The sequence below is a fragment of the Pseudoalteromonas sp. 5Ae-yellow genome, assembly GCF_014077565.1.
In the GTDB taxonomy this organism is placed as follows: domain Bacteria; phylum Pseudomonadota; class Gammaproteobacteria; order Enterobacterales; family Alteromonadaceae; genus Pseudoalteromonas.
On record NZ_JACGWD010000019.1, the window covers coordinates 22171 to 48155 of the forward strand.

The following is a 25985-nucleotide window of genomic DNA, read 5'->3' on the forward strand; positions in this document are numbered from 1 at the left end:
TTATAATGAAACAGTGGATTTTAAAGGCGGTATCAATTTGCCTAATGTTAGGAATGAACAGCGCATTTGCTGCAAAAGAGCAAACTGTGGTGCTTGTATCAATTGATGGCCTGCGTTGGGATTATATTGAAAAACACGGTGCGCCAAATTTAAAAGCAATGGCCGAGCGCGGTGTTCGCGCACAAAAACTAATACCTGTTTATCCAACTAAAACGTTTCCTAACCATATTTCTATTATTACGGGCTTATTGCCGGTAAACCATGGCATTGTTGATAATAGCTTTTGTGATAAAGCGCGTAAAAACGACTGTTACAGCATGGGCAAAGCATTGGGCGATAGCACTTGGGTGAAGGGGATTCCGCTTTGGAATTTAGCAAAAATGCAGGGACTTAAATCGGCTACTTATTTTTGGCCTGAGTCAGATGCATTATTTAACGGCATGACACCAGATTACTTTTATCACTATTCTAAATACAGCGATTACCAAAGCCGTGTTGATCAAATTATTCAGTGGTTAAGTTTACCAAAAGCACAGCGCCCACGTTTTATTGCGAGTTACTTTTCGCTAGTTGATAGCATGGGTCATGAGTTTGGACCAGACGCACCACAAACGCGAGATGCAGTTAAACAACTTGATGAATTAATGGGACAATTACAAACCCGCTTAAGTAAATTAGAGCAAGAGGTAAACTTAGTTATTGTCTCGGATCATGGTATGGCGAGTATAGATCCAGATAAAAGCATTGATGTAACCACACTACCTAAAGATGAAAACTTTTTAGTTAAAAACACCGGTCCACGTTTACTTATTTATACTCAGCCTGATGCTAAAAATGCTGATATTGAAGGTTACAAAGCACGCTTACGGGATGCGTCAAACGGTCGCTATACAGTATTAACTGACGAGCAGTTAGCAGCGTACCATTACAATAAAGGCACTCGCGTAGGCGATATTGTGGTGCAAACTACAGCGCCAGCGGTATTTACCAATGGTAAAAAACCAACCTATTTAGGGACTCACGGTTATGCATATACCGAGGATATGGCAGCATCATTTATTGCTGTAGGCCCTGCATTTAAACAAGGTGTAAGCCTTAAAGAAGTGAGTAACCTTGATATTTACCCAGTACTTGCAAAAGTGATGGGGCTTAAATTGTTAAACAAAGTAGATGGCAATGGTAAAACATTAATGCCAGCAATTAAGCAAAAAGTGGTTGTGCATTAGCTTAATCTATAAGAGCGCGTAAGCGCTCTGCAGGGAAGAACATGTTAAAACTTTAAAGTGGGCTATTTAGCCCACTTTTTAATGCGCTACTTACTTAAAGTTAGCAATACTTGTTTTTGTAGCAGTAACCGTGCGAATTGCATACGCTTGGTTTGTAATACCAAATGCAATACCATTTACGCTCCAGTTAGGGTTAGAGAAGTAATCGTACTGAGTTGCGCTACCGTAAACGTGCGGGTAAGCCATAATACTTGCAAACTCATTTTGTACGCCATGACCCATGCCATCTACATATACACCGCCAGATGTGTCACCTTGTTTGCGTGAATGCGCTAAACCTTGGTTATGACCAAGTTCGTGTACAAATGTAGTTGCACCACAATCAATAGCAGTGATTGAGTACATACGGCTGCTCATTGAGCTATATAGATTGCCATTAGTGCCTTGGCCAACCCACGCTAAACCACATGAAATAAGCCCATTGCCAGCACTTTGGCCAGTACCTAATACGGCAATCATGTCGGCTTTCCAATCGCTGCGTAAACCATCTACGTAGCTGCTATTTGTAACCGAATCTAACCAATCCTCAGATGGCGTTACTGCGTAGTCACCTAAGTTTTGTTTGCCAGCTAAGCGTAGTGTTATATCAACGCCATTTTGGCTATATACCTGATTACTAAAAGCAATTAGTTGATTTATTTTAGTGTCAATATTACTAGTTGCAGCAGCTGATTGGTCGGTATATAAAATACCGATATCGATTGTTTCTGCTTGTGCAACACTTGCTGCACATAATGCCGCAGCTAGTGCGGTTGTTGTGATTACTTTTTTCATTATTGTATTTCCTTACTCTTGTTGTGGTTGGAACTGTTTTTAACTTGGTTAAGATCATAAAAAGCAGACACACTAAAGCTGCCTTATAGTGCGGCTTTAATTGCTTTTTATACTTTTTGGTTAGCCATCAATTTTTGGTGCAAATATATCGATGCTTTTATCTGATTTGGGTTTTGGTGCGGTTACATCATGCTCTATGTGGCTTTTATATAAATCGCGTTTTGCTGCAATCCATCCGTACTTACCTTTACTTTCGAATACATAGTTGCCAGAAGGTGCAGTAAATTGGCCATATACGGCATCTTTACCTACCGTTAAAACGGTATTATGCATGCGACCGTCAACACCCACTATTTTACCAAATATGCTCTTATCGCCATTTTCAGACTCAACCACATTAGTCACTTCTGCGGTGAATGTTTCGGCTGTTTGCGGAATAGCTAAATCAAAGTTTTCGCCAGTCTCTAACGCCTGTAAAGAATTTAAATCAAACTCAATGTAGGCTTCGTTATGTAAGTCGGTAGGTAAAACTTTTGCGTTTATAAGCACTTGCTTTGCTTTGTCTGATAGGCGATTTACGGCATCAAATTCTTCAAACGGTAAGTTGTTGTCAGGGGCAACAATGGGTTTAACGGTAATGGGATCTTTACTCATATCAATAGGTGCAGGGGGATGCGTATTGCGCGTTTTTTGTAAATCAATAGGAACAAAATCAATAGCAACAGGCGCTATAGGTTCGCCCGTTTCATCTGCATTAAAAAATAGCCCATAAACTGCAAATGCCGATAATGGAATAGCAATTAGTAAGACGACAGAACTCTTCATTTGTTTCTCTTTTAGTGTTTTTGGTTAACTATTTGTTGCGTTTTATATTATTAAATGGATTAGATCAAGATAATAAATGTAACCGAAAAGAATTATTTCTTAATTTTATAATTCCTTATAAAATATAAGGATATTTATTTTTGGTGTGTTTTTTGCTCTTTTTAGTATTGGTTTTTAGTAGTGTTCACGCGGGCTTTGGCGCAGTTACAGGTACTTGTTTGTTTAGTTAAATACAATGGTTAAAGGTGACTTTTTGACGTTAATTACAATGAAAAATAAAAAGTGAATTTATTTCACCTTTTGTAAACTAATCGCTAATTGCAATGTAATTATTGGGCACGTATGTTGTGTGCTGCATAAATGCATTACGAGGAATTTATGAAGGTGTCTGATCAGTTGCTTAACCGAATTACAGCAGGACTTGTGGCTGTAATTATTGGTTTTTCGAGTTCTATTGCATTAATTTATCAGGTAGTGATAACCCTTGGTGGTACGCCCGATTTAGTAGCTAGTTGGATTTTAATGCTCGGTTTAGTGATGGGCACAACGTCAATTGGTTTATCGTACTATTACAAAGTACCTGTTTTAATTGCGTGGTCTACCACGGGAGCTGCATTACTTATTTCAAGTGCCCAAGGGTATAACTTAAATGAGGCTATTGGCGCGTTTATGCTCAGTGCATTGCTCGTGTTTTTGTCGGGGGTTACGGGCTGGTTTGAAAAAATAATGAACCGTATTCCAAGTGAGCTTGCATGCGCCATGTTGGCCGGCGTGCTTGTTACCTTTGGTATCGATGTGTTTAATTTTATGAACGACATGCCTTTAGTAATTGGCTTAATGGTTGTTATGTACTTTATTGGTAAACGCTTTTTTGCCCGCTTTGCTATGTTAAGCGTGCTTATTATAGGTGTATTACTCGCTTGGCAAATGGGTCATATTGATACCAGCGCACTGCACTGGAAAATGAGCGAATTTGCTTATATTGAACCCGCTTTCCACTTGCAAGCATGTATTAGTATAGGTTTACCACTTTATATAGTTACCATGACTTCGCAAAATTTACCGGGTATTGCGGTTTTAAAAGCACATAAATATAAAGCGCCTATATCTGCATCTCTTAATGTTACTGGCTTTGTAAATATGCTTAGCGCTCCTTTTGGAGCCTACTCTATTAATTTAGCCGCTATTACCGCAGCTATTTGTATGAGTGATGAGGCGGATAAAAATCATGATAAACGTTATTGGGCGAGTATAGCGGCTGGCGTATTTTATATTTTAATGGCGCTGTGCGCAGCTACATTAGTTGGCTTGGTGGCAAGTTTACCGCAGGCTCTTATTTTAGCTTTGGCGGGCATTGCGCTATTTGGCACCATTGCTAATAGTTTGCAGCAAGCCCTTAGTCGTACTGAATATACTGAGGCCGCAATAGTCACTTTTTTAGTAACTGCATCTAACTTAACATTACTTTCAGTGGGGTCGGCTTTTTGGGGGATTATAGCGGGTGTGCTAACGCTTATTATCACCAGGAAAGACTAAAAACTGTGAATATCTAAAGCGAAAATACTGCTCATATAGATGATTAAAATAGTTTAACCACGCTTATTAAAAAGGCTGCAATTGCAGCCTTTAGTTTTACAAACAGGGTTTACCTAATCATAAGTATGATGGCGAGTTACGCTAAACCGATTAAGTATATGATGGATAACATACACAACACATAAGCTTGAGATTATAGCCACAGATACCGAACTAAACCGGTACATTGCACTATAAACAAGATCTTGGCCTGGCCCGAGTGAATTTCCAAACAAAATACCAAATGTAGTCAACACACCAAAACCAATGCCAGGTATGCCTCCGCCTAAAATATGAAAGCGCGCAAAAACAAATGAAAGTATCCATAAAATAGCCATCGGAAAAAGTAAAAAATCAGAGTGACTATACAAAAATAGTTGCGATAGTAACGCTGCATTACAGCCTATAAGCGTTCCAATTGCTCGCTGCCAACCGGCCATACCTGCGGCTTTCCAGCACAACGAAAATAAAATAAGCACAGAAGCTGCCTGCGCAGATATTGAGTCTTGTAAATCAAGAACCTGAAAAACAACAAAAGAGAGCGTAGCCACGGTTGAGCATAACAATACCTCATGGCGAATACTTTCTTTTGCTTTAGCTGGCATTACTCGCCCGGGCCTTGCGGTTACATCAGGAAATAGGCCATGCATTAATGCTCCAATAATAACGGTTAAAAATATAGCCAAACCATTAGTTAAGATTAATGGATAAATACTGCTTCCTTGATCAACATAGCTGGAAAAATGTAGCTGAATAGAAAGACTGATCACGCCTAAAGCGCCAAATAAAAAGGCACTACCGCTACTCATTTTATGAAATAAAAAGCAGAAAACACCAAACACTAACAATGTCATAACGACTGGCAAGTGAGAAAACAATCCCTGCATTATCAGCACTATAAGTGCGCTAAATGCAGCAGATGCTATAAATTGATTTATAAGCCCACGACTTAACGTAGGTACCATGCCCAATATCAACATAGGATAAACGGTAAAAAATATACCATTGGGCCAGTTCATTAATTTACTAATGGTAAAGCCAAGGGTACACCCACCTGCAATGCGCAGTGCTTGGCGAAGGCCATTGGAGTCTAATTGTGGGCCTTGGCTAACAATTTGAGTCATAAAGCCTCCATTAATAAATGTAGTGTAACCAGCTAATAAACCTGATTTGTGCAGAGCCAAACCATTGCCCAATTGTTGATTCTGGTAATAATTGTACTGTTGCACGTGAGCCACTAGGCATGTTTGCTATTAAGTCTTGATGATTTATCAGCTTTAAGTGAATGCGTTGACGCTGTGCATCACGAACCCAGCGATTACTGGTTTCTGTTGTACTTAGTAAACCATTAGCACTAAGTTGACCACTGCTAACGCCTGCTTCAAATGTTTCAAGTATTGCGTCGTAAACTTCACCTGGACGGCTATCAAATACTACGCGCGCTTGTGTGCCTTTCTTCATATTTGAGAGTGACTTTTCTCTAAAGTCGGCAACTAAATCTGCCTTTTTAGCGACAATAGCTAATAACGGGCTGCCTGCAACTGCGTATGCGCCGTTTAATAATTGTAAGTTAGCAACTACGCCGTCACTTAATGCGCGCACTTTTGTGTAGGATAAATTTAGCTCAGCTTGCGCTAACTGGTTTGCAGCGTGGCGCATGGCTAAGTTTTTGTTACCTGAGTCACCTCTAGCTAAAACCGCTTCAGCTAACTGCGCTTCAAGGGCTGCAACATTTGCTTTACTCGCTTCAAAATTAGCACGAATGCTTTCAAGTTCTTGCTCCGATATAGACTTTTGCTTATAAAGCTTTTCGCCTCTGCTTTTTAATAGTTTTTGCTCATGCTGTTTAGCGTTTGCAGCACTTATTTGTGCCTCAAGCGCTTTAACATTGGTATCAAGGCGTTTATTTTGTAATTTGGCATCATCAAGGGCGAGTTGAGCTTGTTCTTTAGCTAAATTATATGGGCCTTCATCGATACTAAATAATATATCGCCTGCTTTAACTGATTGGTTATTACTAACTTGCACACTAGTGACTCGGCCACTAATTTGCGGTGATATTTGCACAACAGGGTGATAAACACGTGCTTGTGGTGTCACAGGCAAAACCATATCGGCCACTAAATAGTAAATAAATACTAAGATAAATCCTATGAGAGAAAACCTTACATAGCGTGCAAACTTTTGATCCGGTGTCATTTTTAGCCTTACTTATTAACTTGAATACATTTAAGGGCGTTTTGCTCCATTTTGATCAAACCAAATGCAATCGCATCTAGTTGCTCAACAGATAAACCGCTGTATAACTGATTTTTTATATCGGAAATAGTCTCTTGCAATGAATGTAAAATGGCATCACTTTGCTCAGTAAAATAGAGTCTTTTACTGCGCTTATCATGTTTGTCTACACGGCGAACAATTAACGATTGCTCCTCTAATTGCTTAAGTGTACGAGTCAGTGAGGGCATTTCTATCCCTAAGCTATTAGCAAGTTCAAGTTGTGTTAGTCCCTCACCACGCATACTAATATGCATTAGTGCAGTCCAGCGCGATTGAGTAAGTCCTAAAGGCTCAACCGCAATGGTTACCGCTTCGCGGCATAAGCGATGAACTCGGCCCATATTACCGATAACAGTTAAATCGAGTGTTTCGTGAAAAGGTTTGTGTGTAGGCATAGCCATCCCAACATAGTTAGCAAGCTAACTATTTTATCATTACTTAGCTTGCTAAGTAAATATGTGTAAGTGCGGGAAGTGGCAAAATATTTGCTAAACCTCACTTGTAAAAATGGTGAGGTTTAGCAGGAGTTTAAAAGTTAAGTAAATTAGCAGGGGAGTATTGATCGGTAAGTACTTTTGTATCTGCGGGCCAATCTTGGTCGTTTTTAGTAAATTGCATAAATTGGCTAATCGCTTTTATGTCTATACCGTATTTTACTAATTTAGGGGCAAGAGCATTTACACGCGTGTTAATTTGCGCTTCGCTCGGCATTGATTTAAGTCCCGCTAAAATAATACGGTTACTACGATTTTCGCGACTTACATTTATAAAGTCGCCAAATACAGCGTGGTAAGTTGCCGACTCATGCTGATAAAGTTTACTACTTGAAAACGTATTTGCAGCTATAACGCCGCCTTCGGCTAATACGCTTTGAACTTCTTCAAAAAACTCTTTAGTAAGCAAATGCTCCGGAATATAGTCGCCGTTAAATGCATCCAAAATAATCCAATCGTACTTTTGTTTTTTAATAGCGGCACGTTTTATAAAAATACGGCCATCTTGCACGCTTGATGTCACTAAATCGTTTTCTATAAAGTTAAAGTAATCGCGTGCAACTTTAGTTACTGCGGGATCTATTTCAACATTATGAATTTTTGCAGTGGGGTATAGCTCATGAATAACGTTAGAAAGCGTACCGCCACCTAGCCCTATAATAAGTACATTTTTAGGATTGTCGGCTACTAAAAGGCTCGCAAAAGTCAGTTTAGTGTAATTAAAAACAAGTTTGTCGGGATTGTTTTTATACATACAGCTTTGGCTTGTTTGGCTACTTTTAGTATTAAATTTAAGGCAACGTAAGTCGCTCGTTTCTTCAACAATAATATTGCGATAAAGCGAGCGCTCTTCGTGGATAACTTTACTGCACGCAAAACCCGAAAATGCAATTAACGGTAGTAGTAAATATTTAAGCATGAGCAAGCTCCTTATTACTAGCCAAGGTGTTAATTACAATCGCGACTATACCCAGTGACCCAAGCGTTAAAGCAAAGGCGCTAATAATAGTATTTACGTCAAATGCGAGTACAAAGTAAAACGAGGTAATTATAGTACCCAGAGCGCTGCCAAGCGTACTTACAAAGTATAAACGACCTGCCACTTGACCGCTTTTATCGCTATCTGTTACCAGTAAGCGGACAGAGTAAGGCGAGATCATTCCTAAAATAACGGTAGGTATAAAAAATAAAGCAGTTGACGCTAAGAGTGAGCCGTAGCGGCTATCTTCAATATGGGTAAATATAAATTCCATTATAGGCTGCGAAAATAATGTAATAGGGACGACCATAATGCTGGCAATTAAAAATATTAAACCATACTTGGTAAGAGATGCATTTTTAGTGCTGAGTTTACCGCCAAGTAAATAACCAAAAGATAAACTAAGCATAAACACAGTAATTATACTGCCCCAAATATGCACGCTACTGCCAAAAAAGGGGGCAAGAATTCTCCCACCTAAAAGCTCAATGCCCATTATGCAAAAGCCGCTGCAAAAGGCTAAAAAGTAAATTAACGCGTTTGTTTTTATGCTCATGTAATTATCATTATGTAACTTAAGTAGAACACTATACTAACGTGATGCATACAAAGCTGCTAGAGCCTGTTGACCTAAGTTTAATTAAAAAGAAGTTTTGTTATAACGATTTGTTAGTTAGGGCGTGTTGATCTATTTAACACGCCCTCGCGATTTAACACTTAAGACGCTTTTTTATTTAAATTAATTTTTTCTTAAGTTTTCTTTAAGTTTCACTCGTTAAATTTAAACCCTGAAATATAAACAGGTTTAAATGAGCGAGCTTATGCAATTAGCCCACACTTCTACATCATTAGGTTTAACACAAAATAACAGTCAGTTTATTAGTGCTCGTATTGATGATGTGCATCGAAAAAATCTCGAAAATACAGTAAAAGAAGGTTTTTTAGTTGCGTATAACGCTAAGCTTACTTCGTTTATGCCACTACTTTGCCAATACGTTACCGAGCAAGGAAAATGCACCTTAGGGCTAAGGCAAGCAACTTCGCCATTGTTTATTGAGCAATATTTAGCATCACCCGTTGAAGATTTTTTAGATGAGAGTATTTCTCGTAATAAAATTTTTGAACTTGGTAATCTTTGCTCTACAAATCGAAGAGCAACACTTGCACATTTTATTATTGTTAACGAAGCTCTGCAAAGTGTGGGCGCAAAACATTTAGTGTTTTGTGCAACCAGTAAAGTGCGTGCTTTATTGCGCTTACTTGGTGTTACGTGTACTGAAATTGCACTTGCTAGCAGTTTTGTAGTTGAGAACCCATTAAAGTGGGGCAGCTATTACGCCAACCAACCAACAGTATGCATTGTGAGCCTAGAGCAAGCTCACCAACAAGTACTAAATACCCCAATGCTTTATAGTTTGATGCAGCAAAACCACTCAAATATCAATTCTTTGGTAAATGCATTGGTGAATGTATGAATTACTATAATACACATTCAGTATCGCCATTAATTATTGCGCATAATAAAGAGCAAACACTTGAAATTAACAGTGATGAGTTTAACCAGCAAATACAAAAAGTAGTAAAAATTCTACAAAGCTTTAACGGCAAATGTGTCGCTTATAAGCTCGATAATACGCCAGCTTGGCTTGTTATTGATGCCGCTACTGCGGTTTCTAATAAAGTGGCTGTGCCAATTGCTCACTTTTTTAGTGAACAACAAACTCAATATGTACTAGCGCAATGCGGCGCTAATTTATTTATGAGCGACACACTAAACCCTTTACTCGGGGAGCCGACGGCATCAATTACTTTATTTGAGTTTTACACATTATATATTTACGAAATCGTTGTAGCTAAACCCGTCAGTTATTTTCCAGAAACTCAAAAAGTAACGTTTACGTCTGGTTCAACTGGGCAACCTAAAGGTGTGTGCTTATCTGCAAATAGCCAAATGCAGGTTGCGCAATCGCTTTGCGATAAAATTAATATTAGTAATCCTATTCATCTATGTTTACTACCGCTTGCTGTATTGCTTGAAAATATAGCCGGTGTGTATGCCCCTTTAAAAAGTGGCGGTACAGTGCATTTAATGCCGTTAAATGAATTAGGCTTTGTTGGCACTGCATTAAAACAGCCCGCACAGCTTATAGCTGCTATTGATAAAGTTAAGCCAAATACGCTTATTTTAGTGCCTGAACTATTAGCATGCTTAGTTGCTTTTGCTGAACAAGGGTGGCAACTGCCTAGTTCGGTACAGTTTATTGCAGTAGGTGGTGCGCGTGTCAGCGAAATGCTAATAGTTAAAGCGCGTGGCTTAAACTTACCGGTGTACCAAGGTTATGGGCTTTCTGAGGCGGCATCTGTAGTTAGTTTAAATTCGCCCACAAACGATAACCTCCAAAGTGCAGGTTCTGTGTTACCTCATATTCAAACCAAAATTGAAAATGGCCAGCTTTTTATAAAAGGCGATTTGTTTTTAGGCTACTTAAATCATCAACCTCACGACAAAAACCAGTGGTATGCAACTGGCGACTTGGTCGAACAGCATCAAAATACCTTATTTATTAAAGGCCGATTAAAAAATCTAATTATTACCAGCATGGGGCGCAATATCAGTGCCGAGTGGCCTGAATCACTATTACTCAGTCAAAGCGGTATTTTACAAGCGGTTGTGTTTGGTGAGGGGCGACCTTTTCTCAGTGCCATTATTTACGCCGATACAAAGCTAAGTAACCCAGTGTTAGCGCAGTACATTAGCGAAATTAATAAACAACTACCCGACTATGCTCGAATTCAAAAGTGGCATCGTTTAGCCGCCCCATTAAGTGTGCAACAAGGATTATTAACAACAAATAATCGCCCAAAACGAGATGCCATAAGTAAGCAGTACCATGCTGTGTTTGAGCAATTTTACCGACTTGGAGAAGTAATTAATGAGTGATTTTTTTAACACCCTTAAAGAGCAAACTAAACAAGAGCAAAACTATCTGCTTGCAGCGCCTATTATTCAGCGTGTTTTTAAAGGCGAAGCATCACTTGAAGAATACGCCTCGTTTTTAGCACAAGCGTATCACCATGTTAAGCACACCGTGCCATTAATGATGTCGGTTGGTGCACGATTAACCGACAATCAAGAATGGCTGCGCGAAGCCGTAGCAGAATATATTGAAGAAGAGATTGGTCATCAAGAGTGGGTACTTAATGACATTGCAGCCTGTGGTTTTGACAAAGAAACAGTACGGAGTAGTCAGCCGCAATTTGCAACCGAAATGATGGTGTCGTATGCGTACGACTCCATTGCACGTAAAAATCCGTTGAGCTTTTTTGGCATGGTGCATGTGCTTGAAGGCACTTCTATAGCGCTTGCTGATGGCGCGGCTTCAAACATTGCAAGTGCTGTGGGCTTACCTAAAAAAGCATTTAGTTATTTAACCTCTCACGGCGCACTTGACATAGAGCATGTAAAGTTTTTTGAAAACCTAATGAACCAAATAACAAATGAGGCGGATCAACAAGCCATACTCCATGGTGCAAAGTGCTTTTATCGTTTATACGGCGATATATTTCGTGGGCTCGATGACGAACCGTTTTTTAAAGCACGTGCACAAGGCAAATTGGCATGAGTAGTTCTTTGTGTGTGCTCACTGGTGCAACAGGCGGAATAGGGCAAGCGATTGCTAAAGCCCTATATGCAAAAGGGTGGAAGTTACTGCTTGTAGGACGTAATACGCAAGACCTTGAAAAACTGAGCCGTGAATGCCCAGACAGTGAAATATTTACAGGCGATTTAACCGACGATACAACACGCATTAACTTAGCAATAAAAGCCAAGCAACTCGGTGGCGTTAAGTTACTTATTAACAATGCCGGTATAAATACAATGCAAAGCCTTGAGCACACAAGTAATGAGCAAATAGATAATATGCTTACTACTAATTTGTCGGTGCCTATTAAATTATGCCAGCTATTTTTAGGGCAGTTAGCGTATACCAAAGGCACCATTGTTAACGTGGGATCATCGTTTGGCAGTATTGGCTACCCGTTTCAAACGCTTTATTGCGCCAGTAAATTTGGTTTACGTGGCTTTACAGAAGCGCTCTCGCGTGAGCTTAACGGCTCAGGCGTTAAAGTGACCTATTTAGCACCAAGAGCGACAGATACATCTATTAATAGCAGTAAAGCGCGGGCAATGAATAAAGAACTCGGTAATAAAATGGACTCGCCAGAATTAGTTGCTCAAGAGTTATTAGCTCTTATAAGTTCAAACCAAACAAGGCGCTTTATTGGTTTTCCTGAAAAATTATTTGCACGCATAAATGGCGTATTCCCAAGCGTTGTTGATAACGCTATTGCAAAGCAACTTCCTAAAATTAAACGTTTTTTAAGTTAACAAACACACAAAGGCAAAATTATGTATAAATTTACACTCGCATTTTATTTAATACTAACCTCTGTATTTGCGACTGCAGTACACGCAGATGAAGCGCAAGACTTAACCGATATTCAACAAAAGTGGGCAATTGCTAATTACGAACTTGAAGACGATGCACAAATAGACGCGTTTACTCAACTAAGTGAGCAAAGTGCACTATTTGTTAAAAACTATCCAGGTTCGGCGCAGACACATATTTGGAATGGCATTGTGTTAGCCAGCTTTGCTGGCGCAAAAGGGGGCTTGGGCGCACTTGGTTTAGCAAAAGAAGCAAAAGCGTCACTCGAAAATGCACTCTCGATTGATGGCACTGCACTCAATGGCTCAGCTTACGCTAGCCTAGCAACACTTTATAGCAAAGTACCTGGCTGGCCAATTGGTTTTGGTGATGACGACAAAGCTGAAAAATTATTTAAACAAGCGCTAGCTTTTAATCTCGAAGGCATTGATACTAATTACTTATACGGTGAATACTTGTATGACGAAGGCGATTATAAAGAAGCGAGAGCACGACTACTTGTAGCACAAGCGGCGGGAATTCGTGATACTCGTGCGAAAGCAGATAAATATCGTCAACAAGCAATAAGTCAGCTATTGGAAAAAGTAGATAAAAAATTAAAAAGATAAACACATAATGCATTTATTACTCGTTGAAGATGATCATTTAGTGGCGCAAGGGCTTATCCGCTCTTTGCGCCAAGAGGGCTACAGCGTAGAGCACAGTGGCACTGTAAAATATGCCTTGGAGTGCCTTTCTAGTGGTGAGATTGAACTTGTTATTCTCGATTTAGGATTGCCTGATGGCGATGGCTCGCAAGTTTTAAAGCATATTAAAGCACAAAAAAAAGTTATACCAGTGGTTATTTTAACTGCTCGCGGCAGTATTGATGACAAAGTCCAAGGGCTAGATATGGGAGCAGACGATTATCTTGCAAAGCCGTTTGACCCTGCTGAGTTATTTGCTCGATTACGTGTAGCAAGCCGGCGCATTAACCAAACTCAGTCAAGCTTATTGCGCTGTGGTGATGTAGTAATGGATACCTCTGCTCATACAGTTAAACTAAGTGGGCAGTCACTTACGCTACCGCGAAGAGAATACATGCTTTTAAAAGCGCTGATGGAAAATCAGGGAAGGGTACAATCAAAACAACAACTCGAAAACAAACTTTACCAATGGGGTGAAGAAGTTGGCTCTAATGCCATAGAGGTGCATATTCATCATCTTCGTAAAAAATTCCCTAGTGATTTTATTAAAACCTTACGTGGCATTGGCTACGTGGTTGGTAAGCGTTAGAGTGTATTTGTTTTTCGAGGTTGAAAATGTCTATTCGTAAACGTCTGACCTTAATTTTACTTTCAATGATGGTGCTAACTTGCTTTTTAGCATTAGTAAAAGGCTATCAAAAAAGTATGCACCACGGCGAAAGTTTGCTTGATGATGAACTTAAAATAGTAGCTGGCGTTTTAATTGAGCAACCATTGGCACTAAGCACAGATGCAGTACAAGTAAGTAATAATAGCGCTCAGTTGTTGTATCAAATTTGGCAAAATAATAATTTACTTAGTGGCTCATCGAGTTTAACGAATAACCAAATTAGTTTTAGCGAGGGCTTTCAAACGGCCAATGTAGCAGGGCAGCGTATGCGGGTATTTGTGATGAGTAAAAACACCCGTAAAATCATCGTTGCTGAACCTATGGCAAAGCGTTTTGAATTAGCTGAAGCCGTTATTTTATCTGCAATGTTACCTATGCTATGGGCAGTCCCTCTGCTTGCTATTTTTATTAGCTTTTTTGTTAAATACGCATTAGCCCCTCTTACTCGATTATCTAAGCAGTTGGCGTCTCGCCAAGCTAACGACTTTACGCCAATTAACTGGCAGGTAACCGATGAAGAAATTAAACCTGTTATTAATCGTTTAAACGATTTATTTAAACGAGTAGAAACCGCTTACTTACGAGAGCGTTTTTTTGCCTCAGATGCAGCTCACGAATTACGTACCCCGCTCAGTAGCTTAAAAATTAATGTACATAATTTGGCTAATAAACAAAGTAACTCGCAAAACCATCAAGAATTACAAGCCATGTCACAAGGCATTAATCGCTTAAGTAATATTGTTGAACAAATGCTAATTTTAGGGCGCACTCAGCCTGAGCAATGGCAAAAGCAGTTTAGTGAACAGTCATTGCTAGCGATTACTCAGCAAGTCGTATCGGAGCAATACGAAAAAATAGATGAAAAAAACCAAACTATTAGCCTCGAAGGTGATGATTTTGTAATTAATGGTGATGAGTTTACATTAACCACACTCATCGCTAATTTACTTAGCAATGCCATAAAATACACACCCAATAATGGTCAAATAATAATTAAACTAGCATCAAATAATAACAGCTTTAGTTGGCAAATTGATGATTCTGGTGCGGGCATGACTGAAGAGCAAAAAGAGCGAATATTCAATCGCTTTTATCGCGTGGGTGGCGATCAGCATCCATCAGGCGAGCAAGGTGCTGGTTTAGGTATGGCGATTGTACAACATATAATTGCTATTTATGGCGCAAGTATTCATTTAGCGAATAGCCCTTTAGGTGGGCTAACCGTTAAGGTTACTTTTACAGGAGTAAAAAGTGACTAAACGTTTATTTAATCGGTGCCTTTGTTGTTTGCTATTTTTGTCGTTTAACGCGGCGAGTAAAGAGTACCTTATTATTTTAAAAGATCATTTGTTTTATCCCTCGCAAATTACCATTCCCGCGAATAAAAAAGTAAAACTATTGATAGAAAACCAAGACAGCACACCAGAAGAGTTTGATAGCTTTGATCTAAACAGAGAAAAAGTACTCTACCCAAACCGTAAAAGCATTATTTATATAGGGCCGCTTAGTAAAGGGTATTACGAATTTTTTGGTGAGTTTTCGCCCAATACAGCAAGGGGCGTTGTAATAGTTGGTGATGAGGAGGCGAAGCATGCTAATAACTAGTTTAGTCATGAGCCTTAATCAATTGCTACCTGTGGCTATTTTATTAGTGCTACTACAAGTAGTTAAAAAACAAAGCGCTTTAAAAATAGGATCTGCTTTATTAATTGGCGCGCTCATGTCGTTTTTGTACATGCAAAGTGCGTCGTGGGTGAGCCAGTGGTTTGAACACCAAGGGCTAGAGTACTCACAAATAGGGCTATGTATTACTATATTTATAGCCGTATTAGTATTTGCAATAAAACAAAAATCAGCGGCTTTTTATATTGCTGTTATAAGCACAATAACATTGTATTTAAGCCACTATATTATTTACCTCACCAGTTTTTGGCAAAGTAATGATGCAGGGCAAAGCTTATTTATTGGCACTTTATTAGGTGTTGGAATTTGTTTAAGTTTTAGCGTATTGCTGTACTTTTTAATGAATGCAATTAAGCACCGCTTTGGTATGTATCCGCTTTTTACTTTGCTTGCTTTTAACAGCGCGGCTAAGTTATTAGTTGCACTGGATTTGGCAAGCCAAATAGACTTAATTACCAACACCGCAACCGTGTGGGATTTACGCGATGTTTTAAGCGAAAACTCTGAACTCGGGCGCGTACTGCGCGCCCTGGTTGGTTACGAGGCTACCCCGGATCTAATGAGTGTACTTATATATAGTACAAGTAGCGTGATATTTTTATCACTTTGTTATGTTATTTCGGCTTCAATTTCTAAGGAACGTGTATGAAAGCACTCAACCTATATTTAGCGCTTAGCTTTACCGTTTTTTGTTTGTTGGTACTTTCAACCCCAGCAAAGGCCGATGGAATTGTTGTTGATAAGGTATATCACCCCTATGTTTTACCTTTTGAGCGAGAGTTTGAATGGCGGTTAGTGTCGCACCAAACAGATAGTGGCAACATACTAGCGCAGCGTTTGGGTGGTGGCGGTGCTATTAACGATACAATGGCACTCGAAGGCTATTTAGTTGGTGAGCGAGATGACAACGGCGACTTTGGTTTAGAAGCTTATGAGCTTGAACTACGCTGGCAATTAATTGAGCAAGGTAAATTATGGGCTGATTGGGGGGCATTATTTGAGCTTGAAAAAAAACATAACGAAGATGTGTATGAGGCAACTTCGGGTTTTGTGATCGAAAAAGAGTTTGGCAAAACAAGCTTAACTATGAATGCTTTTTTGGTTTACGAGTGGGGGCAGGATATACAAAATGAATGGGAAAGCGAGTTTAGAGCGCAATATCGCTATCGCTATCGTTCTGCTTTTCAGCCATCTATTGAGGTGTACGTAGGTGAAGACTTTGTTGGCATAGGGCCTGGGTTTATAGGTTTGCAGCGTTTTGATGGACAAAAGCAGTTAAAATGGGAAGCGGGTTTTATCACTGAGATAAGCCAATCAGAAAAAAATCATAGTTTTAGGCTCGCATTAGAATTTGAATTTTAATAACCAAGGAAAGCGGTTTTGGTTGTTTATCACTCTGATTATAGATAGGTACTTGACATATTTTAAAAAATCTATATAGTGGGCTGCAGCTAGAAAGAAAGCATGTAAGCTATAAATCTCCATTTCGATGTTGTATAAGTAATACTTGTAGTACCGTCCTGAAGTTTTTAAAGTACCATCTCATTTTTTGCTACACCCGCTCTTATGAGCATATTTTTTATTTTATATCAGGATATTACAATGTCTAACATCGTATCAGGTACAGTTAAGTGGTTCAACGAGTCTAAAGGTTTTGGTTTCATCGAGCAAGAAAATGGCCCAGACGTTTTCGCACATTTCTCAGCAATCAAAAGCGAAGGTTTCAAAACTTTAGCTGAAGGCCAACGTGTAGAGTTTACTCTTTCACAAGGTCAAAAAGGTCCACAAGCTGATAACATCACAGCTGTATAATTTTACTTTTTAAGTAAAATGAAAAAAAAGCGCTTAAGGCGCTTTTTTTGTGTCTGAAATTTGACTCAACCTAAGCTGCACTTATTATTAATGTAAGTTCATCAGTAGGTATCGTTATCATTAAATCCTTCCTTATACTTGTTTTTATATTTATCAGTCATTACGCACAGGCTGAAGATTTCAAGCTCACGGTCTACACTGAGCACTTTTCGCCATACAATTTTGAAAACAAAGCGCGTCAACTTGTTGGCATAAATCTCGATATTGTAAAAGATGTATGCATTGCGTCAGACATTACCTGTGAATTTAAAATACTTCCTTGGAAACGTGCTTACAGCCTAGTCCAAAAAGAAAAGCATTCAGGTATTATCTCTATCGCTAAAACATCTCAAAGAACGCCTATTTTTAATTGGGTAGGGCCTTTGGCATCCAGTGAAACATTTTTTTATAAACTTAAAAAAAATACTCAGTTAAAAATGAATAGCTTAAATGAAGCAAAGCAGTTTTCACTTGCTATCGTAAGAGGGGATATTTACGAATCCATAATTAAAAAAGTAGGGTTTGAAGCAGGTAAAAACCTTTTGTCCATAGGTGATGAAAAGCAATATATGCACTTGTTTTTAAATAGTAAAATAGATTTGATTTTAGGCTCTGAATACACCATTGGTTATCAACTTTCGCCTTTTGGGTATAGTGAAGACGATGTCGTTAGGCTGCAGGAATTACCATTACCTGAGATAGCAGGTAACTACATCGCGTTTAATAAATCAGTACCCAATTACATTGTAGAGCGTTTTAATAGGGAGTTTGAAAAGCTTAAAAAGAAGGATAACTTTTCGGCTTATAAAAAACGTTATAAGCGCTAATGTTAGTACCTGTAAGGCAGCCCTTTCTTTTGCTTTATTTTTAAAAATGCAGCTTGCAGTGATTCTATTAAATGCATATCTGTTTTTTTATTCGCAGCTAAATAAGCATCAATTGTTAGCTCATCTATTTTATAAATAAACTTTAAGTGTGCTGGTTTGAGCTTTAGATAATCACTCATCTGCTGCATATATAAAGGATCGTCTACAATTAAATCTACTTTTTTAGCGAGTAGTAAAGAGTATGACTTTTGAATATCAGAGGTTAAAACAACTTCAAACCCCAGTTTTGCGAGGGTTTGTGTTGAAAAATCATTGCGCTGCATAGCAATTTTGTACACTTTAGCTTGTTCAGTAGTGTTTATAATAAGATCATCTCGCTCTGATAGGCCAATAAAGCCTAGTTCAAAACGTTCGACAGGTCCTATCCAATAAAATTTGTCTTCTCGCTCTACAGTGCGTGCAAGGCTGTATATAAAGGTATTTTTAAGCTCATCTGCAATTTTATAAGCACGTGCCCAAGGGTACATTTGAATGTTAGGTGTTAGATCAGCCTCAGCAAATATATCTCTAATAAATTGAGTACCTTCACCTGCTACCTCACCATCAATCAACACCTGGTTTGGCGGTGCTAACTCTGTAACAACAAGGATGGGTTCCTTTGCTTGAACATACACAGAACAAATTAAAAAAAGAGAATAAGAATATATTTCACAATAGCGGATCGTTAGTCGGTTAGCTTAAGTAATAGTAAGTGTGGCTGAAAATACGAAAAACACAAAAAATATTTATGTGAATTTGTTACTAAGATATTGGTTTATTTGAGTTATATATAACCATAAATAAGGTTAAATAGCTTGAAGGTGGGGGAGTGTATAAATGTGGAAGGCCTAAAACGATAAAAGGGCCTTGCGGCCCTTGGTGAAGTATCGTTCAAGTCAGATAGAGCTTTAACCCCTTAAAGCGCTATCCTCTTGTTTTGCAACACCGGTGTTCATCTCAATAAGTTTCTAAGCTAGCGAGAGGAAAAACCCAGCAATTGCTGCGCTCATAAGGTTAGCCATAGATCCTGCTAACACTGCTCTGAGCCCTAAGCGTGCGATATCCTTCCGCCGACTAGGCGCCATACCGCCTAACCCACCTAGTAAAATGGCTATCGATGATAAGTTAGCAAAGCCACATAGAGCAAAAGTAACAATTGCTTGTGTGTGCGCGCTTAACGTATCGCGATAATTTATAAAGTCTAAGTAAGCAACAAACTCGTTTACTACTATCTTTTGACCAATAAAGCTGCCGGCTATAATTGCTTCATCCCACGGTACACCGAGTAACCATGCAACAGGAGCAAATAAATAGCCTAATATTTCTTGAAGCGTTAATGTTGGGTAATCAAACCACCCGCCAATACCACCTAATAAACCGTTTAGTAGTGCAATTAGCGCTACAAAAGCAAGTAACATTGCACCAACGTTAAGTGCTAAATGCATACCATTTGCTGCACCTGATGCAGCTGCATCAATTACATTAACTGGTTTATCATCATCATTTAAATCTAGATCTGCTAAGTTATCTTTAGGCGTTTCAGTTTCTGGCACAATCATTTTTGCCATTAAAAAACCACCAGGAGCAGCCATAAAGCTCGCTGCTATTAAATACTTAAGATCTACGCCAATAATAACGTAACCGGCCATTACAGAGCCTGCCACAGTGGCTAAGCCACCTACCATCACAGCAAACAATTCCGATTTGGTCATCGTTGCTATAAATGGCTTAACTATTAGCGGTGCTTCAGTTTGGCCAACAAAAATATTTGCCGTCGCTGAAAGCGATTCTGTGCGAGAGGTTTTCAATAATTTTTGTAAACCGCCGCCTAAAATCCTAATTATCCAATCCATAATGCCAAGGTGATACAACACAGCAACAAGTGCTGAGAAAAACACGATAACGGGCAAAACTTGAATCGCAAAAATAAAACCTAATGTGTCTTGTGAGGCAAGTGGGCCAAACAAAAACCCAATACCGTCGTTTGCATAACCAATAACCGACGATACGGCTGCTGACATGCTCGTTAACACATTTTTTCCTGCTTCAAAAAACAGGACAAAACCGCCAATAACTACTTGCATAGCAAATGCTATACCAACGGTTCTTAAATTAATTGCCTTGCGATTAGTTGATGCCGCAAAGGCAATGCTTAGTAGCACACACATGCCCACTAAGCTCATAAATGTTGTCATACAAATGTTTCCCGTTGTTATTCTTGTAGTAAATATTTTATCTTACTTTTTATTATATCAATCGCAACGCGGTTCATACCGCCTCGAGTCACAACTAAATCTGCGTTATGCTTAGAAGGCTCAATAAATTGATAAAACATCGGTCTAACAGTTGCTTGGTACTGCTCAACAACAGATTGTAATGTTCTGCCTCGTTGCTCCATATCACGTTGCATACGACGCATTAAGCAAATATCTAAAGGCGTATCTATAAACACCTTAATATCAAATTCTTTATTAAGCGCTTTGTCACTCAATAATAAAATACCTTCAACAATGAGTATTTTAGCAGCAGGCACTCGGCGAGTTTTCTCGCTACGTGTATGCTGTGCATAATCATACGTTGGTACTTCAACTGAATTTCCACTACGAAGCTGTGTTAAATGCTCAAGCATTAACGCATGTTCAAATGCATCAGGATGGTCGTAATTCGTTTGCGTACGATGCGCCATCGGTAAATGCGACTGATCCTTGTAGTAAGCATCTTCTTCAATAATGGCGATAGCGCCTGGTTCAAGCTCATTAACCAATTCATTGTATATAGTTTGGCTAAAAAGAGATTTGCCCGACGCAGACGCGCCTGCAATAGCTATAATAGTAGTTCGTGTCACTAAAGTTCTCACCCACACAGAAGGATATATTGTTGGTAGATCACAATAGCAAAAAAGACACGATTAATCTCTTTTGCTTCGCTTAAGAATGCAAATTTATAATGTTTAGGTTTTATGAAACAGGACTTTTGTCCTGTACGGAAAAATCGATCAGCGGATAAAGTAACCACCTAGAATCAAAGTGAGGTCAAAATGGCAAGAGCAATTATCTTAATGGCAGATAGCCTAGGAATCGGTGCAGCACCAGATGCAGATAAATTCGGCGATCTTGGGGCTAATACATTCGCTCACTTACTAAAAGCATATTACGACGAAACAGGCGCTGCATTATCGCTTCCTAACCTATCAAAACTTGGGTTAGTGGATGCATGTGAAGCTGCCGGTGGAGAACCGTGTTTAATTTCAGACCGCCAAGCTTCTCAAGGAGCATGGGGTTACGCTAAAGAATTATCTAGCGGAAAAGACACGCCATCAGGTCATTGGGAAATGGCAGGAGTACCTGTGTTATTTGATTGGGGATATTTCCCAAAAACACAGCCAAGTTTCCCACAAGAATTTATAGACGAGTTTATAGCTCGTACTGGTATTCCTGGCATTTTAGGCAACTGCCATGCATCGGGAACAACCATTTTAGAACAGCTAGGTGAAGAGCACGTAAAAACAGGTAAACCAATCTGTTACACCTCAGCTGATAGCGTGTTTCAAATAGCCGCGCATGAAGAGTCATTCGGCCTAGAGAAGCTTTATCAAGTTTGCGAAATCGCACGGGCGCTACTTGATGAAATGAATATAGGACGAGTGATTGCGCGGCCATTTTTGGGTTCAAATAGCCAAGACTTTGCTCGAACGGGTAATCGTCGCGACTATTCAGTGCTTCCGCCAGCACCAACATTGCTAGATGTGTTAGCAAAAGCCGGCGGCGAAGTAATTAGTATTGGTAAAATTTCAGATATTTACGCGCACCAGGGCATAACCCAAAAGCATAAAGCACCTGGGCTTATGAACTTGCTAGAAAAAACCAGCGAAGTAATGAAAAGCGCACCAGAACATAGCTTAATCTTTACTAACCTAGTTGATTTTGATGAAAAATTTGGTCATCGCCGTAACCCAGTAGGTTATGCAAAAGCATTAAAAGAATTTGATGACTATTTACCAACTATACTAAAACAGTTAAACGCAGATGATATATTAATGATCACTGCAGATCACGGTTGTGACCCAACCTTTCCAGGTTCTGAGCACACTCGCGAATACGTACCGGTTATTGCATATAAACCAGGTATGAGTAACACACCACTAGGTGAACGCAACAGCTTTGCAGATATCGGTCAAACACTGGCACAGTGGTTTAACTTATCTGCGCTTGATTACGGCGACAGCTTTTTAAATGAGCTAACAACGCCAAATAAAAAGGAAAACAATTAATGAGTACTCCGCATATCAGTGCAAACGTTGGTGATTTCGCCGAAACAGTATTAATGCCAGGCGATCCGCTACGTGCGCAATATATTGCTGAAAACTTTTTAGATGATGCAGTACAAGTTACAGGTGTTCGTAACATGTACGGTTTCACTGGTACTTACAAAGGTAAGCCAGTAAGCATCATGGGTTCAGGCATGGGCATTCCATCAATGTCTATTTATGCACGTGAGCTAATTGTAAGCTTTGGCGTTAAAAATATTATACGTATTGGTACGTGTGGCGGTATTGGCACAGATATCAAAATCCGTGACGTAATTTTTGCACAAGGTGCAAGCACAGATTCAAACGTAAACCGTGCACGTGTTCGTGGCTACGATTTTGCTGCTATTGCTAACTTTGACTTACTTTTAAACGGTGTAAACGCCGCTAAAGAGCTAGGAATAGAAGCAAAAGTAGGTAACGTATTTACAACCGACACTTTCTACCAAGCAGACGACTCGTTCTATAAAGACTTAGACAAGTTAGGCATGCTAGCAGTGGATATGGAAACTGCCGGTTTATATGGCGTTGCAGCTGAATACGGCGCAAATGCAATGGCATTATTTACAGTAAGTGACCACGTAATCACCGGTGAAGCAACACCTGCTGATGAGCGTCAAAGCACGTTTAACGAAATGGTTAAAATTGCATTAGAGTCAATAGCTTAAATAATACATAACAGTTCCTTGGTAACGTATTCACTAAGTTTTGGAGACACGCCCAAAGTGAAGTGAGACTAACCTCCAAAGCCGCATTTTATGCGGCTTTTTTTATGCCTGAAGAAAATGGGTAGCAGCTTCTAATTACTTATACCAATTCGCTTAATTAAGTGATCTATTTTGAGGATGGAAAAACGTGTTGATAGCTAGGCAAAAAATTCGCTATTTAGTTGTTCTAAATGAGAATTTTTTTACGCAGGTAGCGACACGTTTAGCCCCTAAAAATGATTAAGTATTATTGCGGGTTGGTATTAATTCAACCATCCTAAAAACTTCGTTTTTAAACGCCTGTAAGCAGCGCGTCTACAGGTAAATTAAACTGCTGAGTGTAAGTTTCTCAGGTAGGCACTAAGCTTGCTCGCGCGAGAAGCACTTAAGCTAACTACTCTAAAAGCGCAGCATCTCTAAACCTATTTGTGTATAACAGCCCTAAAAAACAATATGCACGCAGAGAAGAAAAGGAGGAGCAAATGAGAAGAGCAAAACCAATGCTGACTCGGCATTATAAAAGTACAAGCGTTGCTTTAAAAGCTTGTAACCTGCGCGAATAGCTGTGTTTATACCAAGTTTAGAGTATGACTTGTTGCTCATGTTAGAAGCACAGTTTCTGATTGTTTTTATTATTTTAACTTCTAAGCTCTTCTCTAAAAGCGCAGCGTCTCTAAACCTCTTTGTGAAGTAATCACTTTTGATCTTAGCTCTACGCTAGAGCTGAGTTTGTAGAGCGCAGTTAAGCTTCTAATTACACAACAAACTTTACCTTTAAAAACATAAAAAAGGGCCAAAGCCCTTTTTTATGGTGTTGCGCCTAATCATACAGGCGAAATTCTGAGTGCTTAAACAACTTCACCAGCCACTATCGTATTAAAGCTGTCGTTGTCATGCAGGCTTGCAAAAGCGCTCTCATGTAATAATTCATTACGTAAGTTTGGAGAGTATTCAAGTGCCATTTTAATATCGGCTAATGCATCAGCATGCTTATGTGTTAATGCATAAGCACAGGCTCGTTGCCAATAGGCATAACCGTAATCGCTGTCTATATCAATTGCTTGGTTACACAGCTCAATGGCTTGTGCTGTTTCATTAATTTCTAGTAGTGCATCGGCTTTATAAGCAATGGCTTCCACATCTTCTGGTTTGCGATTGAGTATTTCATCAAAAATTTCAATTTTATTTGCAAAATCACTTTCTAGGTTTGCGCGCATCCACAACGAATGAACTTCGTTAGTCACCGATATGCGTTCTTGGTTGCTGAGTATTTCTTCTGAGCGAACGCGTAGTTTTTCTTCAAGAATTTTTAATCGGTCTTCATACTCGTCTGTAATTACACTCACACGCGTATTTACAATATCTTCTACTTTATTTTTAACATCGCGCAACGAGTTCCAACCCACTAAAACTAAAATCGACGCCGTAGCGGTAATTATAAAAAACACATTATTAATGGTATCTGTAGTGTACGTTAATGCGCGATCTGCAGTATCAAGTTGCGCATGAGTAACCTGCTTAGTTACATCTTCACGAAGCTTTTGCTGATCTTGCCTAACTGCTTTTAGCTCATCTAATATGTAACGCTCCATTAGCGGCTTATACATAGGCTCTTTGAGTTGTTGAAGAGCTTGTTGCTCTTGTTGTGCTGTAGGTGAAGCTGGTTGCTTTTCAGCTGAGTTCACTATGCCCGAAAACAAAGTTAAACAAACAAAAAGTACAGATAGGTAATAACGCATTGGTACGCCTAATTAAATTAATTACTGTAATAACTTTAGCATGCAGGGCTTAATGGCACTAGGGCGTGTTGTTCTTTGTGGATTAAAATTGACCTAATTTAGATAGGAGCAATAGTTGTAAATTTTTTTTAGCCTAGTGAGCTTAGCAATAATAGGGTAAAGCGTGAGCATATTACCCATGCTCAGGTAATTTGAGTAAAAATAGGCAAAAAAAAAGCCAGCTCAAGGAGAGCTGGCAAAAACTGCTTAAAACAACAATATGTCGTAAGGGTTCACAGGAGAACAACTTCATACTAACTGAATTTATCTGAACAATTACTTAACTTAATTCAATTAGTTAAAAATAAAGAAAGGTGCATTGGGCTTAAGTAATGCACCTTTATCATTATAACTATCTAACTACAATTTCATGGTGAAGGGGGGTATTCCAATGTGCGCTTTAGTAAACTAAAGCCACTTTCAAACCCTTCACATACCATTACGCCGAAATTTTTCAATTCGATCACAGGTCTAGTAAAAAGATTAAGGTTAATTCACCGATATTTAAATTTTTATTTTGCGTAATGCTTTATATGAGCGCCATCTGACTTTTTTACTATTATTTTAAACGCGACTTTAAGCCTATTGTTAAATACATCATTAACGTAAGGGCAATCAAAAATATAAATTGGAGCAATCGTTTTAAATAGTATGTTGAGGCTGGCTTAGCATAATTTATACGCCTATATTAAGGATACGTAAGCACTTGGGTAGGCACGCTGAGTAAAAAGTAAGCCTATTAAATAAAAATAACCGTTACTTTTTAAAAAGTTA

Annotated in this window: 27 protein-coding genes; 16 read left to right on the top strand and 11 right to left on the bottom strand. The window is 39.1% G+C overall.

Annotated elements, in window-relative coordinates:
* Nucleotides 1-5: 5 nt before the first annotated feature.
* Nucleotides 6-1226 (top strand): alkaline phosphatase family protein, encoded by a 1221-nt coding sequence (locus H4J63_RS07340; protein WP_182195724.1) that lies wholly within the window; start codon nt 6-8, stop codon nt 1224-1226.
* A gap of 90 nt (nt 1227-1316) precedes the next feature.
* Here H4J63_RS07340 and H4J63_RS07345 read toward each other — a convergent pair whose 3' ends face one another.
* Nucleotides 1317-2060 carry a zinc-dependent metalloprotease family protein gene (locus H4J63_RS07345; RefSeq protein WP_002959157.1) on the bottom strand — a complete coding sequence of 248 codons (744 nt, stop codon included), beginning with the start codon at nt 2058-2060 and terminating at the stop codon, nt 1317-1319.
* Nucleotides 2061-2180: 120 nt separating this feature from the next.
* Nucleotides 2181-2885 (bottom strand): hypothetical protein, encoded by a 705-nt coding sequence (locus H4J63_RS07350; protein WP_182195726.1) that lies wholly within the window; start codon nt 2883-2885, stop codon nt 2181-2183.
* A gap of 378 nt (nt 2886-3263) precedes the next feature.
* Here H4J63_RS07350 and H4J63_RS07355 point away from each other — a divergent pair, with 378 nt between their 5' ends.
* Nucleotides 3264-4421 (top strand): benzoate/H(+) symporter BenE family transporter, encoded by a 1158-nt coding sequence (locus H4J63_RS07355; RefSeq protein ID WP_024605207.1) that lies wholly within the window; start codon nt 3264-3266, stop codon nt 4419-4421.
* Nucleotides 4422-4534: 113 nt separating this feature from the next.
* Here the strand turns inward: H4J63_RS07355 and H4J63_RS07360 are convergent, their stop codons facing one another.
* The 5 genes from H4J63_RS07360 to H4J63_RS07380 all read right to left on the bottom strand — a co-directional run bounded on the left by H4J63_RS07360 (nt 4535) and on the right by H4J63_RS07380 (nt 8769).
* Nucleotides 4535-5584 (bottom strand): DUF2955 domain-containing protein, encoded by a 1050-nt coding sequence (locus H4J63_RS07360; RefSeq protein ID WP_024605206.1) that lies wholly within the window; start codon nt 5582-5584, stop codon nt 4535-4537.
* Between the two features lie 10 nt (nt 5585-5594).
* Nucleotides 5595-6659: an HlyD family secretion protein gene (locus tag H4J63_RS07365; RefSeq protein WP_182195729.1), complete on the bottom strand. Its 1065-nt coding sequence runs from the start codon at nt 6657-6659 to the stop codon at nt 5595-5597.
* Nucleotides 6660-6667: 8 nt separating this feature from the next.
* Nucleotides 6668-7135 carry a MarR family transcriptional regulator gene (locus tag H4J63_RS07370; protein WP_002959150.1) on the bottom strand — a complete coding sequence of 156 codons (468 nt, stop codon included), beginning with the start codon at nt 7133-7135 and terminating at the stop codon, nt 6668-6670.
* Between the two features lie 133 nt (nt 7136-7268).
* Nucleotides 7269-8153, bottom strand: a complete 885-nt coding sequence (locus tag H4J63_RS07375) for a spermidine synthase (RefSeq protein WP_182195732.1) — start codon at nt 8151-8153, stop codon at nt 7269-7271.
* Nucleotides 8146-8769 (bottom strand): fused MFS/spermidine synthase, encoded by a 624-nt coding sequence (locus H4J63_RS07380; protein WP_182195735.1) that lies wholly within the window; start codon nt 8767-8769, stop codon nt 8146-8148. The genes H4J63_RS07375 and H4J63_RS07380 overlap by 8 nt, the downstream gene beginning before the upstream one ends.
* A 265-nt stretch (nt 8770-9034) precedes the next feature.
* Between H4J63_RS07380 and H4J63_RS07385 the strand changes: the two genes are divergently transcribed.
* The 12 genes from H4J63_RS07385 (at nt 9035) to H4J63_RS07440 (ending at nt 18381) form a co-directional block, all read left to right on the top strand.
* The gene (locus tag H4J63_RS07385) at nt 9035-9688 is read left to right on the top strand and encodes a thermostable hemolysin (protein ID WP_182195738.1); all 654 of its coding nucleotides are present in this window, start codon (nt 9035-9037) and stop codon (nt 9686-9688) included.
* Nucleotides 9685-11154, top strand: coding sequence for an AMP-binding protein (locus H4J63_RS07390; RefSeq protein WP_182195741.1), 1470 nt, complete (start codon nt 9685-9687; stop codon nt 11152-11154). Before H4J63_RS07385 ends, H4J63_RS07390 begins: the two co-directional genes overlap by 4 nt.
* Complete coding sequence (locus H4J63_RS07395) at nt 11147-11836, top strand: TenA family transcriptional regulator (RefSeq protein ID WP_182195743.1); 690 nt, start codon at nt 11147-11149, stop codon at nt 11834-11836. Before H4J63_RS07390 ends, H4J63_RS07395 begins: the two co-directional genes overlap by 8 nt.
* Complete coding sequence (locus H4J63_RS07400) at nt 11833-12603, top strand: SDR family oxidoreductase (protein ID WP_182195745.1); 771 nt, start codon at nt 11833-11835, stop codon at nt 12601-12603. Before H4J63_RS07395 ends, H4J63_RS07400 begins: the two co-directional genes overlap by 4 nt.
* Before the next feature lie 21 nt (nt 12604-12624).
* Entirely contained in the window at nt 12625-13272 is a 648-nt protein-coding gene (locus H4J63_RS07405; RefSeq protein ID WP_182195747.1) for a hypothetical protein, read from the top strand.
* A gap of 7 nt (nt 13273-13279) precedes the next feature.
* Nucleotides 13280-13939, top strand: a complete 660-nt coding sequence (locus H4J63_RS07410) for a response regulator transcription factor (RefSeq protein WP_182195749.1) — start codon at nt 13280-13282, stop codon at nt 13937-13939.
* A gap of 26 nt (nt 13940-13965) precedes the next feature.
* Nucleotides 13966-15279, top strand: coding sequence for an ATP-binding protein (locus H4J63_RS07415; RefSeq protein ID WP_182195751.1), 1314 nt, complete (start codon nt 13966-13968; stop codon nt 15277-15279).
* On the top strand, nt 15272-15625 hold the full coding sequence (locus H4J63_RS07420) for a cupredoxin domain-containing protein (protein WP_024605197.1): 354 nt from the start codon (nt 15272-15274) through the stop codon (nt 15623-15625). Before H4J63_RS07415 ends, H4J63_RS07420 begins: the two co-directional genes overlap by 8 nt.
* Nucleotides 15612-16352 (top strand): hypothetical protein, encoded by a 741-nt coding sequence (locus H4J63_RS07425; protein WP_024595838.1) that lies wholly within the window; start codon nt 15612-15614, stop codon nt 16350-16352. Before H4J63_RS07420 ends, H4J63_RS07425 begins: the two co-directional genes overlap by 14 nt.
* Complete coding sequence (locus H4J63_RS07430) at nt 16349-17065, top strand: hypothetical protein (RefSeq protein ID WP_002959122.1); 717 nt, start codon at nt 16349-16351, stop codon at nt 17063-17065. Before H4J63_RS07425 ends, H4J63_RS07430 begins: the two co-directional genes overlap by 4 nt.
* Before the next feature lie 240 nt (nt 17066-17305).
* A complete protein-coding gene (locus H4J63_RS07435; protein WP_002959120.1) occupies nt 17306-17515 on the top strand; it encodes a cold-shock protein in 210 nt (69 codons plus the stop codon).
* 152 nt (nt 17516-17667) lie between these two features.
* A complete protein-coding gene (locus H4J63_RS07440; protein ID WP_241764502.1) occupies nt 17668-18381 on the top strand; it encodes an ABC transporter substrate-binding protein in 714 nt (237 codons plus the stop codon).
* Between the two features lie 2 nt (nt 18382-18383).
* Here the strand turns inward: H4J63_RS07440 and H4J63_RS07445 are convergent, their stop codons facing one another.
* The 3 genes from H4J63_RS07445 to udk form a co-directional block, all read right to left on the bottom strand.
* Complete coding sequence (locus tag H4J63_RS07445) at nt 18384-19055, bottom strand: ABC transporter substrate-binding protein (RefSeq protein WP_050582216.1); 672 nt, start codon at nt 19053-19055, stop codon at nt 18384-18386.
* Nucleotides 19056-19388: 333 nt separating this feature from the next.
* A complete protein-coding gene (locus H4J63_RS07450) occupies nt 19389-20615 on the bottom strand; it encodes a NupC/NupG family nucleoside CNT transporter (RefSeq protein WP_149592762.1) in 1227 nt (408 codons plus the stop codon).
* 17 nt (nt 20616-20632) lie between these two features.
* A complete protein-coding gene (gene udk, locus H4J63_RS07455; RefSeq protein WP_024596281.1) occupies nt 20633-21265 on the bottom strand; it encodes a uridine kinase in 633 nt (210 codons plus the stop codon).
* Nucleotides 21266-21457: 192 nt separating this feature from the next.
* Between udk and H4J63_RS07460 the strand changes: the two genes are divergently transcribed.
* Nucleotides 21458-22690: a phosphopentomutase gene (locus tag H4J63_RS07460; RefSeq protein ID WP_182195752.1), complete on the top strand. Its 1233-nt coding sequence runs from the start codon at nt 21458-21460 to the stop codon at nt 22688-22690.
* On the top strand, nt 22690-23394 hold the full coding sequence (gene deoD / locus H4J63_RS07465) for a purine-nucleoside phosphorylase (RefSeq protein WP_024596283.1): 705 nt from the start codon (nt 22690-22692) through the stop codon (nt 23392-23394). The genes H4J63_RS07460 and deoD overlap by 1 nt, the downstream gene beginning before the upstream one ends.
* A gap of 887 nt (nt 23395-24281) precedes the next feature.
* Here deoD and H4J63_RS07470 read toward each other — a convergent pair.
* Nucleotides 24282-25172 carry a TPR end-of-group domain-containing protein gene (locus tag H4J63_RS07470; RefSeq protein ID WP_002959108.1) on the bottom strand — a complete coding sequence of 297 codons (891 nt, stop codon included), beginning with the start codon at nt 25170-25172 and terminating at the stop codon, nt 24282-24284.
* Nucleotides 25173-25985 lie beyond the last annotated feature (813 nt).

What these genes read in the sequence shown, in the direction of transcription:
- H4J63_RS07390 (WP_182195741.1), top strand. Translation starts at nt 9,685, where the DNA reads ATGAATTACTATAATACACATTCAGTATCGCCATTAATTATTGCGCAT.
- H4J63_RS07470 (WP_002959108.1), bottom strand. Translation starts at nt 25,172, where the DNA reads ATGCGTTATTACCTATCTGTACTTTTTGTTTGTTTAACTTTGTTTTCG.
- H4J63_RS07350 (WP_182195726.1), bottom strand. Translation starts at nt 2,885, where the DNA reads ATGAAGAGTTCTGTCGTCTTACTAATTGCTATTCCATTATCGGCATTT.
- H4J63_RS07405 (WP_182195747.1), top strand. Translation starts at nt 12,625, where the DNA reads ATGTATAAATTTACACTCGCATTTTATTTAATACTAACCTCTGTATTT.
- H4J63_RS07340 (WP_182195724.1), top strand. Translation starts at nt 6, where the DNA reads ATGAAACAGTGGATTTTAAAGGCGGTATCAATTTGCCTAATGTTAGGA.
- H4J63_RS07435 (WP_002959120.1), top strand. Translation starts at nt 17,306, where the DNA reads ATGTCTAACATCGTATCAGGTACAGTTAAGTGGTTCAACGAGTCTAAA.
- H4J63_RS07360 (WP_024605206.1), bottom strand. Translation starts at nt 5,584, where the DNA reads ATGACTCAAATTGTTAGCCAAGGCCCACAATTAGACTCCAATGGCCTT.
- H4J63_RS07395 (WP_182195743.1), top strand. Translation starts at nt 11,147, where the DNA reads ATGAGTGATTTTTTTAACACCCTTAAAGAGCAAACTAAACAAGAGCAA.
- H4J63_RS07460 (WP_182195752.1), top strand. Translation starts at nt 21,458, where the DNA reads ATGGCAAGAGCAATTATCTTAATGGCAGATAGCCTAGGAATCGGTGCA.
- H4J63_RS07400 (WP_182195745.1), top strand. Translation starts at nt 11,833, where the DNA reads ATGAGTAGTTCTTTGTGTGTGCTCACTGGTGCAACAGGCGGAATAGGG.
- H4J63_RS07430 (WP_002959122.1), top strand. Translation starts at nt 16,349, where the DNA reads ATGAAAGCACTCAACCTATATTTAGCGCTTAGCTTTACCGTTTTTTGT.
- H4J63_RS07345 (WP_002959157.1), bottom strand. Translation starts at nt 2,060, where the DNA reads ATGAAAAAAGTAATCACAACAACCGCACTAGCTGCGGCATTATGTGCA.
- H4J63_RS07375 (WP_182195732.1), bottom strand. Translation starts at nt 8,153, where the DNA reads ATGCTTAAATATTTACTACTACCGTTAATTGCATTTTCGGGTTTTGCG.
- H4J63_RS07450 (WP_149592762.1), bottom strand. Translation starts at nt 20,615, where the DNA reads ATGACAACATTTATGAGCTTAGTGGGCATGTGTGTGCTACTAAGCATT.
- H4J63_RS07425 (WP_024595838.1), top strand. Translation starts at nt 15,612, where the DNA reads ATGCTAATAACTAGTTTAGTCATGAGCCTTAATCAATTGCTACCTGTG.
- H4J63_RS07415 (WP_182195751.1), top strand. Translation starts at nt 13,966, where the DNA reads ATGTCTATTCGTAAACGTCTGACCTTAATTTTACTTTCAATGATGGTG.
- H4J63_RS07380 (WP_182195735.1), bottom strand. Translation starts at nt 8,769, where the DNA reads ATGAGCATAAAAACAAACGCGTTAATTTACTTTTTAGCCTTTTGCAGC.
- H4J63_RS07355 (WP_024605207.1), top strand. Translation starts at nt 3,264, where the DNA reads ATGAAGGTGTCTGATCAGTTGCTTAACCGAATTACAGCAGGACTTGTG.
- H4J63_RS07385 (WP_182195738.1), top strand. Translation starts at nt 9,035, where the DNA reads ATGCAATTAGCCCACACTTCTACATCATTAGGTTTAACACAAAATAAC.
- H4J63_RS07365 (WP_182195729.1), bottom strand. Translation starts at nt 6,659, where the DNA reads ATGACACCGGATCAAAAGTTTGCACGCTATGTAAGGTTTTCTCTCATA.
- H4J63_RS07410 (WP_182195749.1), top strand. Translation starts at nt 13,280, where the DNA reads ATGCATTTATTACTCGTTGAAGATGATCATTTAGTGGCGCAAGGGCTT.
- deoD (WP_024596283.1), top strand. Translation starts at nt 22,690, where the DNA reads ATGAGTACTCCGCATATCAGTGCAAACGTTGGTGATTTCGCCGAAACA.
- H4J63_RS07370 (WP_002959150.1), bottom strand. Translation starts at nt 7,135, where the DNA reads ATGCCTACACACAAACCTTTTCACGAAACACTCGATTTAACTGTTATC.